This window comes from Agromyces sp. Y558, from assembly GCF_059445415.1.
The window spans coordinates 180,312-197,262 of sequence record NZ_JCAIUH010000004.1; the positions used below are offsets into that span (position 1 = coordinate 180,312).

Below are 16,951 nucleotides of genomic sequence, written 5' to 3' on the forward strand. Positions count from 1 at the left end.
CCCGGCCGAAGCCGCTCAGTCGGCAGGACGTGCGGTGTCGGGCGGACTCGGGGTCGCGGCGTCGGCGCCTTCGATCACTTCGACACCGGTCTCGACGCCATCGGTTCCGGCGACGACGAGCACCTCGACCTCTTCGTCGACCGCAGCGGCAGCAGCAGCGTCGGCGTCGGCGTCCTCGGCAGCGGCGGCGCCGTCGGCAGCGACCTCACCCTGAGGTCGCCGGAGCAACTCGACGATGAGCAAGGCGACGAGGGCGACGAGAAGCGTCGTGACGACGAGACCGGCCGAGGCGGGCCGAGAGAACAGCACGACGAGTGCGGCGATCACGGCGATCGCGACATACACGACCACTCGCCAGCGGTCGAGCCCGATGCCGAAGCGACCGGTCGTGATCCCGTGCGCGGCCGCGGCGCGGCGCACCGCCGCGAAACCCGACTCGGCGAACCCGCGCAGTGCGCGGGCGGGCCGCCACGGCCCCGAGAACCAGGCCACCACGGCGACGAGCACGCCGAGTACGACGAGTGCCACGATCGTCGACATCATGATCTCGATGAGCCCCGAATAGATCGCCTCGGCCGTATCCGGCGGCATGACCGACGGACTGACGGCGCCCACGAAGAACCAGCGACCGACACCGACACCGCTCGCGAGGATCAGCATCGAGAGCGCGAAACCGCCGGCGGTCCACACGAGCGCCCTCGTGCGCTTGCGCGCGACGACGACGCCGACGACGAGGAAAGCCAGGATGATCCAGGGCAGCCAGGTGCCGACCCCGATGGCGAGCGCGTAGATCGTGCGGATCAATGCGAAGGCGTCGTCTTGAGCGATGACGACGGCCCGGTCGACCGTCGGGATCGCCTGGGCGAATCCGACGCCCTGCTCGATGAGCCGTTGCTTGACGGCCTCAACGATGGGGCCGAGTTTCACCGAGAGCGTGCCGTCACTGCCGATCGCGAGTGCGGCGTCGGGGTCGCCCTCCATGGCGGCCACGAACTGCCGGTGGGTGATACGCAGCGTCGACGCCCAGACATCCGCGAAGGCCGGGGACTCGACCACCCGATCGACGACGTCGGAGACGAGCGACTGGATGCCCTGCGTCGCGGGCACCTCGAGCAGGCCGAGCGCGGCCTCGGCACGAGGCGGCAGCCCGAGTTCCCGGATGCCGTCGAACAGGTCGGCCGTGATCCCCGGGATGTCGACCTGCTCCTCGATGGCGGCCGTGACCTCGTCGCCGAGGTACGCCTGCACCGCCGGGTCTTCGGCGAGCGGCGCGAACGTCGCCACGAAGCGATCAGTGTCGGCCAGTTCGAGGCGCGCCCACGCGGAGATCACCGCGACGGGTGCGAGCAGGAGCCCCACGACGATGAGCACCACGGCGGTGACGCTGCGGCCCCACCCGCGCCTGGCACGCTGCTGGGCGACGGATGCCGCGGCATCCGCCCCCGGTGCCTCCCGCGCCGGCTCGGCGTCGAGCACGCTCGCGCGCAACGTCTCGTTCTCAGCTTCGAGCGCCGCAATACGTGCCTCGAGCTCAGCCTCGTTCGTGCCGGCCATGGCTCCCCCTTTTGTGAGAAACCTATCGCCACCGGCGGCCCACCGCACGGATTCAGTGGATGAAGGCTTTCAGGGCGATCATCGCGACGCCGAACATCGCGGTGACGAGCGAGCCCGCGAGCCGGATCGGCCAGCGTACTCCGCGCCGTGCGAAGGCGATCCAGCCCAGCACGGCGAGCACGACGACGCCCGCCCAGAGTGCAGTCCAAATGGCGACGGCATCGGGAACGACCCGCGTCGAACCGAGGAGCAGGATGAGCGACGGGATCATCGCCGAGGCGAGCAGCCCGAGCGCACGATTGAACGAAGCACGGAACGCATCGCGCAACCCGATGACGTGCCCCTCCTCGAGACCGTGGCGCGCCACCGTGCCGGCGTAGACGTGCGCGGCCCAGAAGACGATGACGGTCCCGACCACCTTCCAGAACACCTCGAAGGCGTTCGTCCCCGGTCCGCCGGCGACGACGATCATGCCCGAGACGAGGATGACGCCGTACACGCTCTCTTCGGTGACGAATGTCGTGCGCACGAGTTCGTTCGCGATCGTCCGACGCGCGCGTCCCCGTGGCATCGCATTCACGGCATCCGGTGTCGGCTCGACCAAGGACTCACGTTCTGTTCGCGCCGAGTCTTCGCTCATGTTCCCACTCTGGCACGACATCGATCAGGGCGACCGAGACGGGCCCGCCGGTCAGCGCGCGAGCCGCGCTGCCGACGTACTGCGTCGCCGCCGGGCAGTCGCGATGCCGTTGGAAATGGGGGCTTGCGGCTGTCGAGGATGGATCTACAATGCCCTTAACGCTCTCCCGAATTCATCGAGCGCGACCGCGATCTGAATCGGATCGTGTGAAGTCATCCCCCTCGCTAATAAGTACGGTTCGCGCCAATCACGGTCCCGTGACATGCGCCCGACTCTCGAGATGGGAGGCTCCGTGCCATCGACCGCGATGCCCCACGTGGCAGCGACCACGGCACCACAGGAACGGCGAGCGAGGCTTCGAGCCCGGGAATCTCTGCTCGCATCTCGCAACAACCTCATGATGAGGAAACGGATATGCGCATCCACATCGATCAACGGAGATCGAGCAAGACCTCGATCGCACTCATCGCCGCTGGGGCCCTCGTAGCCGCAGTGGCCGTCGTCTCAGGCTCGGGAGCGGCACTCGGCGCCCCGGTGGATTCTCCCGAGACGCGCGCCCAGGCGCTGTTGGAACAGATGACGCTCGACGAGAAGATCGACATGCTCGAGGGCGAACTGAACAACTTCTACGGTTTCTACAATGCTCCCATCGAGCGTCTCGGAATTCCCGCGCTCACCATGGCCGACGGCCCCGCCGGAATCCGAATCGCCAACCCGAACGTGAACGGCAAGCGTTCAACGGCATTGCCGGCCCCCATCGCGCTGGCCGCCACGTTCGACGTCGCCGATGCGGCTGCGTACGGCGACGTGATGGGCGACGAAGCTTTCAAGACCGGTCACAACGTCTCGCTCGGCACCGCGGTCGACATGGCGCGAGTCGGCGTCGCAGGTCGTGGCTTCGAAGGCTACGGCGAAGACCCATTGCTGTCGGGAACGCTCGCGGCGGCGCAGCTCAGCGCCATCCAATCCCACAATGTCGCCGGTGACATCAAGCACTACGCGGCGTACAACCAAGAGGAGGATCGCCTGAGCGGCGGGAATGCCATTGTGGGCGAACGGGCGCTGCAGGAGATCTACATCCGGCCGTTCGACATCGGAGTCAAGGGAAGCGATCCCGCCACAGCTATGTGCTCGTTCAACAAGATCAACTTCATCTACGCCTGTGAGAACTCCGAACTGTTGAACGGCATCCTGCGCGACCAGATCGGCTTCCGAGGTTTCGTGATGAGCGACTACGGCGCGACCCATAGCTCGGTTCCGGCGTTCCGCGCCGGCCTCGATCAGGAACAGCCGAGCTTCGGATTCTTCCTTGCGCTCGAGGACGCAGTGCTGAACGGCGAGGTGGCCGAGTCGGAGATCGATGTGGCGGTACTGCGCATCCTGACAGCCATGTTCCGCATCGGACTGTTCGATACTCCTCCGGTCGAGCAACCGTTCGATGAGGCAGGCCATGCTCTCGAATCGCAGCGGATCGCCGAGGACGGCATGGTGCTGCTGAAGAATGACGGACTCCTTCCGCTCGATCCGTCAGCGATCGACTCCGTTGCGGTGATCGGCGCTGACGCGGACAACGTCACCGCCGGCGGTGGCAGCTCACTGATCCAGATTCCGACCTCGACGATCTCTCCGCTGCAGGGCATTCGCGACGTGGTGCCGGGGGCCACCGTCTCGTTGGCGCGTGGTACCGACTTCGTCACCTCCTCGACGCTCCTGCCCGGCATGGACGCCATTCCGTCGGACTACCTCCGAAGCTCGAATGGCAGTCCGGGCGCCGACGTGATCGTGTACGACGCGGGCGGAAACGTCATCGATCAGGAGACCCTGCAGGACATCTCGATCAACGGCGGGTTCTTCTACTTCGAGGGGTTCAACGCGCAATCGCCGCTGCTGCCGACGCTTCCGGGCGGCGGCATCGCCGCGACGTCGTACTCATCGACACTGACCCCGCCTGCCTCCGGAACATACGAACTGGAACTCGTCGCGGCAGGCGAAGCATCAGTGACTCTGGACGGCGCGACGATTCTCGAGACGACGACGACAGCGCTCACCACGGACACGGTGACGCTCGATCTGGTTGGGGGGCAGGGCTACACCGTCACCGCGACCCACGACGCGAGCGGTGCCACCGGCGATCTGGGTCCGCGCATGAAGCTGGGCTGGACGAAGCCGGCGGGTCTGGTCGACCCGAAGGCGACGGAGGCAGCGGCCCTGGCAGCTGAATCCGACGTTGCGGTCGTCGTCGTCAGGGACTACTCGTCGGAGGGCGGTGACAAGGCCGACATCGGACTGCCCAGCGGGCAGGAGGCACTCATCGACGCGGTCAAGGCGGCCAATCCGAACACCGTCGTCGTGCTGACGACCGGTGGCCCGACCACGGTCGAGTGGGAAGACGGCGTTCCCGCCATCCTCGAGGCGTGGTTCGGCGGTCAGAATCAAGGGGCGGCGATGGCGAGGATCCTCTTCGGTGAGGTGTCACCGTCGGGCAAGCTGCCGGTCACGTTCCCCGTCTCAGAGGGTGAGACGCCGATTTCGACACCCGAGCAATATCCAGGCATCGGAGTCGACTCGTATTACACCGAGGGTGTCTTCGTCGGCTACCGGGGATATGAGGAGTTCGGCATCGCGCCGAAGTATCCGTTCGGGCACGGCTTGTCGTACACCACGTTCGAGTACTCCGACCTGAAAACGAAATCGCGTGGCCACGCACGCGTCTCCGCCACCTTCACCGTCACCAACACCGGCGACACGGCGGGAACCGAGTCACCGCAGGTGTACGTCGGGGCCCTGCCGACGAACGTCGTCCAGTCGGCACCGAAACAACTGGCGGGATACGCCAGCGTGTACCTGGAGCCGGGCGAGTCGGAGAAGATCACGATCGACCTGTCACGGGAGTCCTTCTCGTATTGGGACTCGTACACCGACGCTTGGGTCACACCACGCGGCACGCTCGACATCCTGGTCGGTTCGTCCTCACAGGACATCCGCCTCGATGACGCAGTGAAGGTGAGGTCGGCGGACAAGGAGGAAGCCTCCGGCATCTCGACCCGGGCGGTCTACACGATCGTCAACGAGGGGTCGGGAGCCTGCCTGGATGCGGTGGACCACGGCACGGCCGTCGGCACCCCGGTGCAGCAATGGTCCTGCCCCGCACCGCAGGCGAACGCGGAGTGGACACTGACGAAGGTGAAGCGCGATATCTATCGCATCAGGAACGTGAACGCACCCCTGACGCTCGAGATCGCGGACGCATCGAGGGCGAACGGAGCGCCGGCGGAGCTCGGGAAGTGGACGAGGGATCGCCACCAGCAGTTCGAGCTTCGTCGCATCGGCGACGGCAACTACCAGTTCGTGGCCGTGCACAGCGGCCGCTGCCTGGCGGTCGACGGCGGAGTGCGCGACGACGGTGCCCGGATCGTGCAGCGTTCCTGCAACGCCGACGATCCGGCTCAATCGTTCGCACTGCAACGGCAAGCCGGCTGAGCACTCGCCTGCACACGAGAGGGGTCCGGCGCTGCCGGGCCCATCTCGTCCTCACCTCCCGCGAGAGGAGCACAGATGATCAGCACGCGACGACCTGGTGCCGACTGGCTCCACCAGCGGAAGGTCGGGTGGGTCATCGCGGGTCTGGTCGTCGCCGGCCTCATGGCCGTCGTGGCCATCACGATCGCGACCTCCACCGCATCACCACCGACCGGAGGCACAGAGAGTGCGGAGTCGAGTGCACCGGAGCGCAGTCGACCGGTCGCAGTGACGACGAGCGCGAACGGCGGTGAGCGACTGCAGGAGATCAGCGTGGAAGTCACCTCATCGGCCGGCAACGAGCCGCCGGACATCCGCGTCGATTCAGCCACGACAGCACAGGAGATCCGCGGATTCGGGGCTGCGATGACCCATGCCTCCGCAGACCTGCTCGCACAGATTCCGGAGGCTGCGCGGGCGGCGCTGATCGACGAGTTGTTCTCGCCGCACGGGCCGGTGCGGCTGACGGTGCTGCGTCTGCCGATCGGCGCCTCGGACTTCGTCGCAGGTGACGCGTTCACCTTCGATGATCTCCCGCCGGGCGAGACGGACTGGTCGCTCGACGGCTTCGACATCGCACCCGACCGAGCGTCCATGATTCCGGTCCTGCTGGAAGTGCTCGCCATCAACCCGGACATACGCTTGATCGCATCGCCGTGGAGCCCGCCGGCATGGCTCAAGACGAGCGGTTCGCTCGAGGGAGGTCGTCTCATCGACGAGGACCGGGCGTACGACACCTACACGGAGTATCTGGTGCGATTCGTCGAGGCATACCGCGATGCCGGTCTCGACATCGCTCTGCTCACGGTGCAGAACGAGCCGCAGTTGCGCCATCCCGACGGCTACCCCGGCACCGACATGCCTGTCTGGCAGGAGGCGAAGCTGATCGAGCGGCTCGGCCCGGCGCTGGCCCACGCCGGGCTCGACACCGGCATCCTCGGATACGACCACAACTGGACGTTGAGTCCGGCCGACGCCGCCTCGACGCCCGAAGGAGAGGACCCGGCTTCTCAGTATCCCGCCGACCTCTTGCGCACGACAGCCGCCGAATGGCTCGACGGCATCGCCTACCACTGCTACTTCGGGGATGCCTCGGCGCAGTTGCAGATCTGGGAGCAGTTCGGCGACATGCAGATCTGGGTGACCGAGTGTTCAGGGTCGGGCGCGCCAGGTGATGCCCCCGAGAAGGTCTTCGCTGACACGTTCTCGTGGCAATCGACGAACCTGCTCATCAGTGCGCTCGAGAATCAGGCGACGGGCGTGCTCACGTGGAACCTGGCTCTGAACGAGCAGCACGGGCCGCATCGAGGCGGCTGTGAATCGTGCTCCGGCGTCGTGACCATCGCCGATGACGGCACGGTGACCCGCAATGCCGAGTACTACGTTCTCGCGCACGCCGGCTCGGCGGTGCCGCCCGGTTCCGTGCGGGTGGAATCGTCTTCGGATGAGACGGACCTGCGGCAGATCGCCTTTCGCACCCCAGCCGGCTCGCTGGTCGTCATCGTCTGGAATGGCGCCGACCAGCCTCGGTCGGTGCGAATAGAAGCTCAGTCTCAGGAGTTCGTCCTCGAGGTGCCAGGACACTCGCTCACGACGATCACGCATCAGGTGGGTTGACGTGAGAGGTGATGACGAGTCGTTCATTCATGGCACGAGTCCCAACCGACATCCGCCCGCCGACCGAAAACGGCCCCGCAGGTCGAAGTCTGCGGGGCCGTTCGTCGAGCGGAAGTGTCTAGAGCGCGGCGTACACCTCGCGGAGCAGCGCGGCGGTCTCGGACGGCGTCTTGCCGACCTTGACACCGGCGGCTTCGAGGGCCTCCTTCTTCGCCTGAGCGGTACCGGCGGAGCCGGAAACGATGGCGCCGGCGTGACCCATGGTCTTGCCCTCGGGAGCCGTGAAGCCAGCGACGTAGCCGACGACCGGCTTCGTGACGTTCGACTTGATGAAGTCGGCCGCCCGCTCTTCGGCGTCGCCGCCGATCTCGCCGATCATCACGATCGCCTTGGTCTCAGGGTCGGCCTCGAACGCGGCGAGCGCGTCGATGTGCGTCGTGCCGATGATCGGGTCGCCGCCGATGCCGATGGCTGTCGAGAAGCCGAGATCGCGCAGCTCGTACATCATCTGGTAGGTCAGCGTGCCCGACTTCGACACGAGGCCGATCGGCCCCTTGCCGGTGATGTTCGCGGGCGTGATGCCGACGAGCGACTCACCGGGACTGATGATGCCGGGGCAGTTCGGCCCGATGATGCGGGTCGTGTTGCCCTTCTCCTTGGCGTACGCCCAGAACTCGGCCGAATCGCCGACGGGAACGCCCTCGGTGATGATCACGAGGAGCGGGATCTCGGCGTCGATGGCCTCGACCACGGCGTCTTTCGTGAAGGCCGGAGGAACGAAGGCGATGGAGACATCCGCCCCCGTCTGTGCGATGGCCTCGGCGACCGTGGCGAAGACGGGCAGCTCGACCGAGTTGCCGTCTTTGTCGGGGTGCAGCACCGTGGTGCCGGCCTTGCGGGCGTTCACGCCGCCGACCACCTGGGTGCCCGCCGCGAGCATGCGCGCCGTGTGCTTGGAGCCCTCGCCGCCGGTGATGCCCTGGACGATGACCTTGGAGTCCTTGTTGAGGAAGATAGTCATTCTTCGATTCCCTAACTACGCGGCGTTCGCCAGCTCGGCGGCCTTGTCGGCGCCCTGGTCCATGTTCTCGGCGAGGGTGACGAGCGGGTGCGCCGCCTCCTCGAGGATGCGGCGACCCTCGACGACGTTGTTGCCGTCGAGACGCACGACGAGCGGCTTGTTCGCCGTGGAGCCGAGCTCGGCGAGCGCGCCGACGATGCCCTTCGCTACCTGGTCGCACGCGGTGATGCCGCCGAAGACGTTCACGAAGACGCTCTTGACCTGGGGGTCGCCGAGGATGATGCCGAGGCCGTTGGCCATGACCTCTGCCGAGGCGCCGCCGCCGATGTCGAGGAAGTTGGCGGGCTTGACGCCGCCGTGGTTCTCGCCCGCGTAGGCGACGACGTCGAGCGTCGACATGACGAGGCCCGCGCCGTTGCCGATGATGCCGACCTCGCCGTCGAGCTTGACGTAGTTGAGGTCGAGCGCCTTCGCGGCGGCCTCGAGCGGGTCCGCGGCGTCTTTGTCTTCGAGGAGCGCGTGGCCGGCGTGACGGAACTCGGCGTTCTCGTCGAGCGTGACCTTGCCATCGAGTGCGATGACGTTTCCGTCTTCGTCGAGGATCAGCGGGTTGACCTCGACGAGGGTCGCGTCTTCGCCCTTGTAGACCTCGTAGAGCTTCACGAAGACATCGGCGACCTTGTCGACGAGCTCGGCCGGGAAGTTCGCGGCGACCGCGATCTCGCGGGCCTTCGCCGCATCGATGCCGGCGATCGGGTCGACCTCGACGCGAGCGAGCGCCTCGGGCTTCTCGACGGCGAGCACCTCGATCTCCATGCCGCCCTCGACGCTCGTGAGCGAGAGGTAGGAGCGGTTCGCCCGGTCGAGCAGCACGGAGAAGTAGAACTCCTGCGCGATGCGTGCGCCACCGGCGACCATGACGCGCTTGACGACGTGGCCCTTGATGTCGAGGCCGAGAATCGCCTTCGCGGCCTCGTAGGCCTCGTCGGGGGTCTTCGCGACCTTGACGCCGCCGGCCTTGCCGCGGCCGCCGGTCTTCACCTGGGCTTTGACGACTACGACGCCGCCGAGCTGCTCGGCCGCCGCACGTACTTCATCGGGGGTGTCGGCGACGATGCCCGGGAGCACCGGGACCCCGTATCGCTCGAACAGGTCTCTGGCCTGGTACTCGTAAAGATCCACGCTCTACTTCCAATCGGTCCGCACGCGCGAAAGCGCACAGGGGCTGGTGGGTGTCGGCCCGACGCGCCGAAGAATCTCGACGTCAAGATAAGTGGGCCATGTTCCATGCTACTCCCCCCGTTCGGCGCGGCCGAACCGGCTCTGCCCGGCCCGCCGGCCGAGCGCACACACTCGTGCAGTCGCCTCGGACGGTGGAAGACTGGCGAGATGACGGCCGCCGGAGAACCGATCCACCGCACCGACCCGCACGACGGCTCGGTGCACGCGAAGCTCAATTGGCTGCGCGCCGGAGTGCTCGGCGCGAACGACGGCATCGTCTCGGTCGCCGCGCTCGTCGTCGGCGTCGCGGCCGCCACCGACGACGTCGGCCCGGTGCTCGTCGCCGGAGTCGCGGCGGTGGTCGCCGGTGCCATCTCGATGGGCCTCGGCGAGTACGTCTCCGTCTCGAGCCAACGAGACTCCGAACGCGCACTCATCGCGAAGGAGCGATGGGAGCTCGAGACCATGCCGCAGCAGGAGCTCGCCGAGCTGGCGGGGCTCTACCGGGCGAAGGGGCTCTCCGCCGAGACCGCCGACACGGTGGCCCGCGAACTCACCACGCACGACGCTCTCGCCGCGCACCTCGAGGTCGAGCTCCACATCGACCAGACCGACGTCGTGAACCCATGGCATGCGGCCGGGGCATCCGCTCTCTCATTCCTCGTCGGCGCCGTGCTGCCGATGCTCGCGATCCTGCTGCCACCGCCGGAGTGGCGGATCCCGACGACCTTCGTCGCCGTCGTCGTCGCGCTCGCCATCACCGGTTGGCTGAGCGCCTGGATCGGCGGCAGCCCCGTGCTCCGCGCGATCCTCCGCGTCACGATCGGCGGCGCGCTCGCGCTGCTCGTCACGTGGGCGATCGGCGCCGCACTCGGGGTCGCGGTGTAGTCGTGATCGCACCGGCGGGCCGGCAATCGGTGCGCGCCGTCGAGCCCACGCATCGCGCCCGCACCCCGCACTCACGCCGAGTGCGAGCCGAGATGGGGGAACTCGTCGAGCGAGAACACGAAGTCGACCGGCACGTCGAAGTACCGGGCGATGCGAAGCGCGAGGTGCAGGCTCGGATTGAACTCGCCCCGTTCGAGGTATCCGATCGTCTGGTAATGCACGCCGAGCGCGTCGGCGAGTTCGCGACGCGAGATGCGACGATCGGCACGCAGCATCGCCACCCGGTTGTGCACCTGTTCCGACCGACCGTGGTCACGACCGGCGGGCGTGCTCATGCGCGCTGCAGCGCGGCTTGGCGCCGGGCTTCGATGCCCGCGACGGTCTCGCGCCTGGCCACCCGGCGGATGAGGATCGGAGAGATCAGGAGGCCCGCGATCGCCCAGGCGGAGACCACCGCGAAGGCGAGCAGCAACCGCCACGACCCGTCGATCTCGAGGCTCGCGAACTCGTCGGGGAGGAACGCGCTCCGAAGCCCCAGACCGACCCAGTAGAGCGGCGTCGCCTGGCCGATTGCCTGCGCCCACGACGGCATGCCCGCGAGCGGCTGGATGAGGCCGGAGAACCAGGCGAGCGCACCCACGGCGAGGATGCCCCACCCACCGACCATGCGGGGATTGCGGAAGATCGCCCCGAGCACGAACCCGAGGGTCGTCAACGCGACGAATCCGACGACGAGGATTCCCGCGACGACGGCGATATCGGCCCAGTCGAGCCCGAGGCTCGAACCGAGCAGGATCGCCGCGGCGACGAGTGTGATGCCGACGTTCGTCACGAACTCGGCCAGCGTCTTCGCAGTGATGCCGGTCACATAGGCGAGCACACCCGTCGGCAGCGATCGCGCTCGAAGGAGTGTGCCGTCTTCACGTTCGGTCGCGACCACAGCGGCGAGGCTATAGCACGCGACGAAGACGAGCTGGATGGTCAGGATGCTCGCGACGATGAACGAGGCGGCCGGCAGTCCCGGCACGATCTCGGCGTCGCGGTTCAACCACAGCACGACCACCACGATGACGATGCCGACGCCGATGTACGACGCTTCGCTCGGCGTGCGGAGCGAAATGCCGAACTCGGTGAGCCCCCTGCGGATGCCCGCCCGCACGGCCGATGCGGTCGCGCTCACGATGCCACTCCCCTCTCGCCGGCCGTCACTCCGACCGGGTCGGCCTCCCGTTTCGCAACCATGGCGAGGTACGTCTCTTCGAGGGTCTGCGACCGAATCTGCAGTTCGGTGATCTCGACGCCCGGGCGTGCGAGCAGCTCTCGCACGAACGGCACGGGATCGGCCGCGCTGTGCACCTGGAACATGCCGTCTTCGCGCCAGGTGACCTCGCTCGCGCCGGCAACGGCGGAGGCGAGCTCGACGGCACTCCCGTTCGCCACGATGCGACCGCCGTCGAGGATGAGGATGCGGTCGGCCATCTTCTCTGCTTCGGCGAGATCGTGGGTCGTGAACAGCACGGTCGTGCGATCGAAATCGCTCAGGCGGTGGATGAGTTCGTGGAACTCGTGCCGGGCGATCGGATCGAAACCGGTCGTGGGCTCGTCGAGGACGAGCAGCTCTGGATGTCCGACCAGTCCGATCGCGACGTCGAGACGCCGACGCTGGCCACCCGACAGCGACCGCACACGCGCGGTGCGGTGTTCGGCGAGTCCCACCATGTCGAGCAGCTCATCCACCTCGTACGGCCCCGACCGGCCGGCTTCGACGAAGGGCAGGTACAGCGAACGGAACTGGCGGAGGAGCTCCCCGACCGGCCACCGGCCGTGGTCGCGCCACGATTGGAGGACCACGCCGATGCGTGCCCGCCATGCCTCACCGGCGTGAATGGGATCTTCGCCGAAGACGAGCACCGTGCCGTCGTCTCGGGCACGAAACCCCTCGAGCACCTCGATCGTCGTCGTCTTTCCGGCGCCGTTCGGTCCGAGCAGCGCGACGACCTCGCCGCGATGCACGTCGAGATCGACGCCGTCGAGCACGACGTGGGATCCGTACTGCATTCGCAGTCCGTGCACTTCGATGACCGCATCAACGGGTGCCACGTGACTCACCTCTCCCCACCGTCGAAGGCGTACGTAATGTAGTAGAGATACTACATTCAGGCCGATGAGTACTTCAAGCCCCGGGCGCAATCCGTCGCGCGACGCCGATCAGCCGATGCGACCGAGCGCTGCTGCCGCGTAGAAGAGCGCCGCGACGGTCTCGCCGTCGGTGATCTCGCCGTCGCGCACCATGCGCACGGCCTCGCGCCACGGCACCGCCTGCAGGCGGCTGATGCCCTCTTCGGCCTGAGAGTCGGCAACGGATGCCACGTGGCGCAGGCCCGTCGCGAGGTAGACGACCTCACGGGCGCGGCAGATGCCGTTCAGGGCGGTCATGCGTCCGATCTCGCGCCACTCGGCCGCCTCGTGGCCGGTCTCCTCGAGCAACTCGCGGCGAGCGGCCGAGAGCGGGCTCTCACCGTCGGTGCCACCCGCCGGCACCTCGACGGATTCGCCGACCGTGTGCCGGTCGATCGTGACGAGGAGCACCTCGTCGTCGTCGGTCATCGCGACGACGAACACGGCGTCGTTTCTGAGTTCGACGACCCCGTAGATGCCGTCGTGACCGTCGGGACGCACGACCTCGTCTTCGGTGACGGTGATCCACGGGTTCTCGTACACCGTGCGTCGGGCGCGGGTCGGCCAGGTCATGGTTCCTCCTTCGGTCGGATGCTCGGTGTGGCGGCGGTCGGCGGTGGCATCGGCACGCGCTCGACGAAGCCTCGGGCGAGGAGCACCGCCACGACGCCGATCACCGCGCCGACGACGGTCTCGATCAATCGGTCACCGAGCAGCACCGGCAGCGACGTCGAGCCGGCGAGGCTCGCGACCACGAGTGCGAGCGGCGTGACGAAGACGAGCGCAGCCCCGTAGTGCCGACCCACGAGGATCTCGGCGGCGAACTGGCAGATCGCAATGACGATGACGAGCACCCAGATCGGCGGATCGGGCCAGAGCACGAGCCCGGTGACGCCGACGCCGACGGCCGTGCCGATGACCCGGTGCCACGCGCGCTGCACGGTGTGGGCGGACCTCGCCGGAGGAATCACGGCGACGGCGCTGACCACAGCCCAGTACGGGTGGCCGATGCCGAGCAACACGGCGATGCCGCCGGCGACGAGGGCCGCGACGACGCTCTGCACCACGTTCAGCCACACCCGGGGGTCGGCGTACGCCCGCACCCGAACCGGCGTCGTGCGAGGCAGCGACTTGAAGATCTGCTCCCCGCGGGTGCGCACGGCGCGGCGCAAGAGCCATCCCGACATCGCAAGCAACCACGCGAACGTCGCCGCGGCCGCGGCGACGCCCCAGCGGAGCCATCCGCTGCCGTCGTCGACGGGCTGGGCCGCGCAGACGAGCACGGCGAAGACCGCGAACAACGGCCCCGACGGCGTGACCCCGAGCGTATTGAAGAGCACGATCACGAGGGCGATCACCGCGGCGAGCGCGGCGGCCTCGACTGCGAGCGGCGCCTCGGCGACCGACAGCAGGATGCCGACGCCCACCGCACCGAGCTGCACCGCCCCTGCGGCCGTGACCGTGCGCAACCGTGTGCGGTACGGCTCGCTGCGCCCGAAGATCGCGGTCATTCCGCCGAATGCGGCGTACGCGGCGAGATCGACGCGGCCGAGCACGACGAGCACCGTGAGCGGGATGCCCGCCGCGAGGGCGGCCCGGAACGCCACCTCGAGGTCGAGTGCGCGCAGCGAACGCAGTCGCGCGACGAGCCCCTCCGGCCGGTGCGATGCGCGCGAGTCGGGCATCGCTCAGAGCTTCTCGATGGGCGCGATCTTGATGAGGAGCTTCTTCTGCCCTGCGGTGTCGAAACTGACGTGCGCGATGCGCTTCGTGCCCTCGCCCGTGACCTGGGTGACCTTGCCCTCGCCGAAGTCGACGTGGCGGATGCGGTCCCCGACCTCGAGCGTGAGGTCGCCGTTGTCGCGCACCGTGCCGGTGACCCGATTGGCCCACTCCGTCTTCGGCTTGTCGGACTTCGTCACGCTGAACCGCTCGAGGTCGCGGTCGCGCGTACCCCACGCCCCGCCAGGAGCACCGCGACGGGCGTTGAGCGCGCGCGGCTGCGTGCCACCGCGCGACGTCGCCATGCCCGGCGACTGGCGCCAGTCGATGAGGCCCTCGGGGATCTCCTGCAGATAGCGCGACGGCATCGCCACCGCGACCTCGCCGAACTGCGCCCGGCTCATCGCGAGCGAGAGATACAGCCGCTTGCGGGCACGCGTGATGCCCACGTAGAAGAGCCGTCGCTCTTCAGCGGGCCCACCCGGTTCGGAGGCCGACATCTGGTGCGGCAGCAGGCCCTCTTCGATGCCGGTGAGGAACACCGCGTGGTACTCGAGACCCTTCGCCGTGTGCAGCGTCATGAGCGAGACGGTGCCGGATGCGTCGTCGAGCTCGTCGGCCGCAGCCACGAGCGAGACCTGGGTGAGGAAGTCGACGAGCGTGGCCCCGGGGTTCTCACGGTCGAAGTCGCGCGTCTGCGCGACGAGTTCTTCGACGTTCTCGGCGCGGGTCTCGTCTTGCGGGTCGCGGCTGTTGCGGAGCGCGTCGAGCAGACCCGAATGCTCCATGAGGTACACGAGCACATCGGAGACCTTCGCCGCACCCAGGTTCGTGTCGGCGGCTCCTTCGCTGGTTGAGCCTGTCGAAACCGGCACGAGCATCGCGGCGGCCTCGTCGAGCACCTTCGCGAGCGCCGAGATCGCGCCCGTCACCTTCGGACCGAGGCCGAGCCCGTCGGCAGCGCGTATCGCCTGCCGGAACGTCAGCCCGTTCTGCTCGGCGAACGTGGCGAGTGCTGTCTCGGTCGCCGGCCCGATGCCGCGCTTCGGGGTGTTCAGGATGCGGCGGAGTGCGAGCTCGTCGACGGGGTTGGCAACCGCGATCAGGTAGGCCATCGCGTCTTTGATCTCGGCGCGCTCGTAGAACTTGGTGCCGCCGACGACGCGGTACGGCACTGCCGATCGCACGAAGATCTCTTCCAACGCGCGGGTCTGCGCGTTGGTGCGGTAGAAGACGGCGATGTCGCGATAGGCGACGCCCTCGCGGTGCAGCGACTCGATCTCGTCGGCGATGAACTGGGCCTCGTCGTGCGCGGTGTAGCCCGTGTAGCCCGTGATCTGCGCGCCATCGCCGTCGGCCGTCCAGAGCTTCTTCTCTTTACGGTCGAAGTTGTTCGCGATCACGGCGTTCGCCGCCGAGAGAATGTTCTGGGTCGAACGGTAGTTCTGCTCGAGCAGCACGACCTTCGCCCCGGGGAAGTCGCGCTCGAACTCCGAGATGTTGCGAATGTCGGCCCCTCGGAATGCGTAGATCGACTGGTCGGAGTCGCCGACGACCGTGAGGCTTGCGCCGGGGATCGCCCCCGAGGCATCCGTCAGCCCTCTCACCAGGATGCCGTTGCTGTCGAGTTCTTCGACGAGCTCGCGCGCGACGGGCCTCGTCAGCTCGTGGATGAGCGAGTACTGCGCGTGGTTCGTGTCTTGGTACTCGTCGACGAGGATGTGCCGGAACCGGCGCTGGTAGAGCGCGGCGACCTTCGGGAAGGCCCGGAAGAGATACACCGTCTCGGCGATCAGATCGTCGAAGTCGAAGGCGCTCGCCGCGCGCAGCCGCCGCGTGTACTGGCGGAAGATCTCGAGGAACATGACCTCTTGCGGGTCGTTCATGTTCGCGTTGCGCGCGTGCGTCTCTGCGTCGGCGAGCTCGTTCTTGAGCTTCGAGATCTTGGCCTGTGCACTCGCGGGCGTGAAGCCCATGGTGTCGGCCGCGAGCTCTTTGATGATGCGCTTGAGAATCGTGCGCTGGTCGGCGGAGTCGTAGATCGTGAACGTCGACGACATGCCGATCGACTCGGCCTCGCGGCGCAGGATGCGCACGCACGCTGAGTGGAAGGTCGAGATCCACATGCCCGACGCGCTTTCGCCGAGCAGCGCCTGGACGCGCTCGCGCATCTCGGCCGCGGCTTTGTTCGTGAATGTGATCGCGAGGATCTGGCTCGGCCACGCCTCGCGGCTCTCGATGAGGCTCGCGATGCGGTGCGTGAGCACGCGTGTCTTGCCCGAGCCTGCGCCCGCGACGATGAGCAGTGCAGGCCCGCGGTACTCGACGGCTTCGCGCTGTTCGGGGTTCAGCCCGTCGGTCAATCGGGAGCCGGAGTGGCCTTCGGATGTCGCGGGCTGGGCCTCGCGCCAGCCGGCCGGTTCGTCGGGGTCGAGGATCAGCGTCATATCCCTTCAAGTGTAGGCGCGACGGCCGACATCACCCCTCGGGCGTCGGGCTCGTGGTGCCCGTCTCGACGCCCTGGACTCCCGGCCCGACCCCTCGACGAACATCCTCAGAATGTCGTAACATTTGCGCACCCCCAGCGAAGG

Annotated in this window: 13 protein-coding genes; 3 read left to right on the forward strand and 10 right to left on the reverse strand. The window is 67.7% G+C overall.

The window, feature by feature from the left end; translation table 11 throughout:
* Positions 1–15: 15 nt before the first annotated feature.
* Both AC1C2T_RS18330 and AC1C2T_RS18335 read right to left on the reverse strand, forming a co-directional pair.
* The gene (locus AC1C2T_RS18330; RefSeq protein ID WP_495386240.1) at positions 16–1,554 is read right to left on the reverse strand and encodes a hypothetical protein; all 1,539 of its coding nucleotides are present in this window, start codon (positions 1,552–1,554) and stop codon (positions 16–18) included.
* Between the two features lie 52 nt (positions 1,555–1,606).
* The gene (locus tag AC1C2T_RS18335) at positions 1,607–2,194 is read right to left on the reverse strand and encodes a hypothetical protein (RefSeq protein WP_495362914.1); all 588 of its coding nucleotides are present in this window, start codon (positions 2,192–2,194) and stop codon (positions 1,607–1,609) included.
* A 414-nt stretch (positions 2,195–2,608) separates the two neighbouring features.
* Here AC1C2T_RS18335 and AC1C2T_RS18340 point away from each other — a divergent pair, with 414 nt between their 5' ends.
* Together AC1C2T_RS18340 and AC1C2T_RS18345 are read left to right on the forward strand one after the other, a co-directional pair.
* The gene (locus AC1C2T_RS18340; RefSeq protein ID WP_495386241.1) at positions 2,609–5,674 is read left to right on the forward strand and encodes a glycoside hydrolase family 3 C-terminal domain-containing protein; all 3,066 of its coding nucleotides are present in this window, start codon (positions 2,609–2,611) and stop codon (positions 5,672–5,674) included.
* A 75-nt stretch (positions 5,675–5,749) separates the two neighbouring features.
* Complete coding sequence (locus tag AC1C2T_RS18345) at positions 5,750–7,330, forward strand: glycoside hydrolase family 30 protein (RefSeq protein WP_495386242.1); 1,581 nt, start codon at positions 5,750–5,752, stop codon at positions 7,328–7,330.
* Positions 7,331–7,448: 118 nt separating this feature from the next.
* On the opposite strand, the gene sucD is transcribed toward AC1C2T_RS18345, so the two are convergent.
* A complete protein-coding gene (gene sucD / locus AC1C2T_RS18350; protein WP_495362917.1) occupies positions 7,449–8,351 on the reverse strand; it encodes a succinate--CoA ligase subunit alpha in 903 nt (300 codons plus the stop codon).
* A 15-nt stretch (positions 8,352–8,366) separates the two neighbouring features.
* Positions 8,367–9,533, reverse strand: coding sequence for an ADP-forming succinate--CoA ligase subunit beta (gene sucC / locus AC1C2T_RS18355; protein WP_495362918.1), 1,167 nt, complete (start codon positions 9,531–9,533; stop codon positions 8,367–8,369).
* A 207-nt stretch (positions 9,534–9,740) separates the two neighbouring features.
* On the opposite strand from sucC, the gene AC1C2T_RS18360 reads away from it, so the two are divergent.
* The gene (locus AC1C2T_RS18360) at positions 9,741–10,460 is read left to right on the forward strand and encodes a VIT1/CCC1 transporter family protein (protein ID WP_495362919.1); all 720 of its coding nucleotides are present in this window, start codon (positions 9,741–9,743) and stop codon (positions 10,458–10,460) included.
* A gap of 71 nt (positions 10,461–10,531) precedes the next feature.
* Here the strand turns inward: AC1C2T_RS18360 and AC1C2T_RS18365 are convergent, their stop codons facing one another.
* From AC1C2T_RS18365 to AC1C2T_RS18390, 6 genes are all read right to left on the reverse strand, one after another.
* The gene (locus tag AC1C2T_RS18365; protein WP_495386243.1) at positions 10,532–10,795 is read right to left on the reverse strand and encodes a helix-turn-helix transcriptional regulator; all 264 of its coding nucleotides are present in this window, start codon (positions 10,793–10,795) and stop codon (positions 10,532–10,534) included.
* Positions 10,792–11,640, reverse strand: coding sequence for an ABC transporter permease (locus tag AC1C2T_RS18370; protein WP_495386244.1), 849 nt, complete (start codon positions 11,638–11,640; stop codon positions 10,792–10,794). Before AC1C2T_RS18370 ends, AC1C2T_RS18365 begins: the two co-directional genes overlap by 4 nt.
* Positions 11,637–12,560, reverse strand: a complete 924-nt coding sequence (locus AC1C2T_RS18375; RefSeq protein ID WP_495386245.1) for an ABC transporter ATP-binding protein — start codon at positions 12,558–12,560, stop codon at positions 11,637–11,639. The genes AC1C2T_RS18370 and AC1C2T_RS18375 overlap by 4 nt, the downstream gene beginning before the upstream one ends.
* Before the next feature lie 108 nt (positions 12,561–12,668).
* A complete protein-coding gene (locus AC1C2T_RS18380; protein ID WP_495386246.1) occupies positions 12,669–13,211 on the reverse strand; it encodes an NUDIX domain-containing protein in 543 nt (180 codons plus the stop codon).
* On the reverse strand, positions 13,208–14,323 hold the full coding sequence (locus AC1C2T_RS18385) for an FUSC family protein (protein ID WP_495362924.1): 1,116 nt from the start codon (positions 14,321–14,323) through the stop codon (positions 13,208–13,210). Before AC1C2T_RS18385 ends, AC1C2T_RS18380 begins: the two co-directional genes overlap by 4 nt.
* Positions 14,324–14,326: 3 nt before the next feature.
* Positions 14,327–16,807: an ATP-dependent helicase gene (locus AC1C2T_RS18390; RefSeq protein WP_495386247.1), complete on the reverse strand. Its 2,481-nt coding sequence runs from the start codon at positions 16,805–16,807 to the stop codon at positions 14,327–14,329.
* Positions 16,808–16,951: the final 144 nt, after the last annotated feature.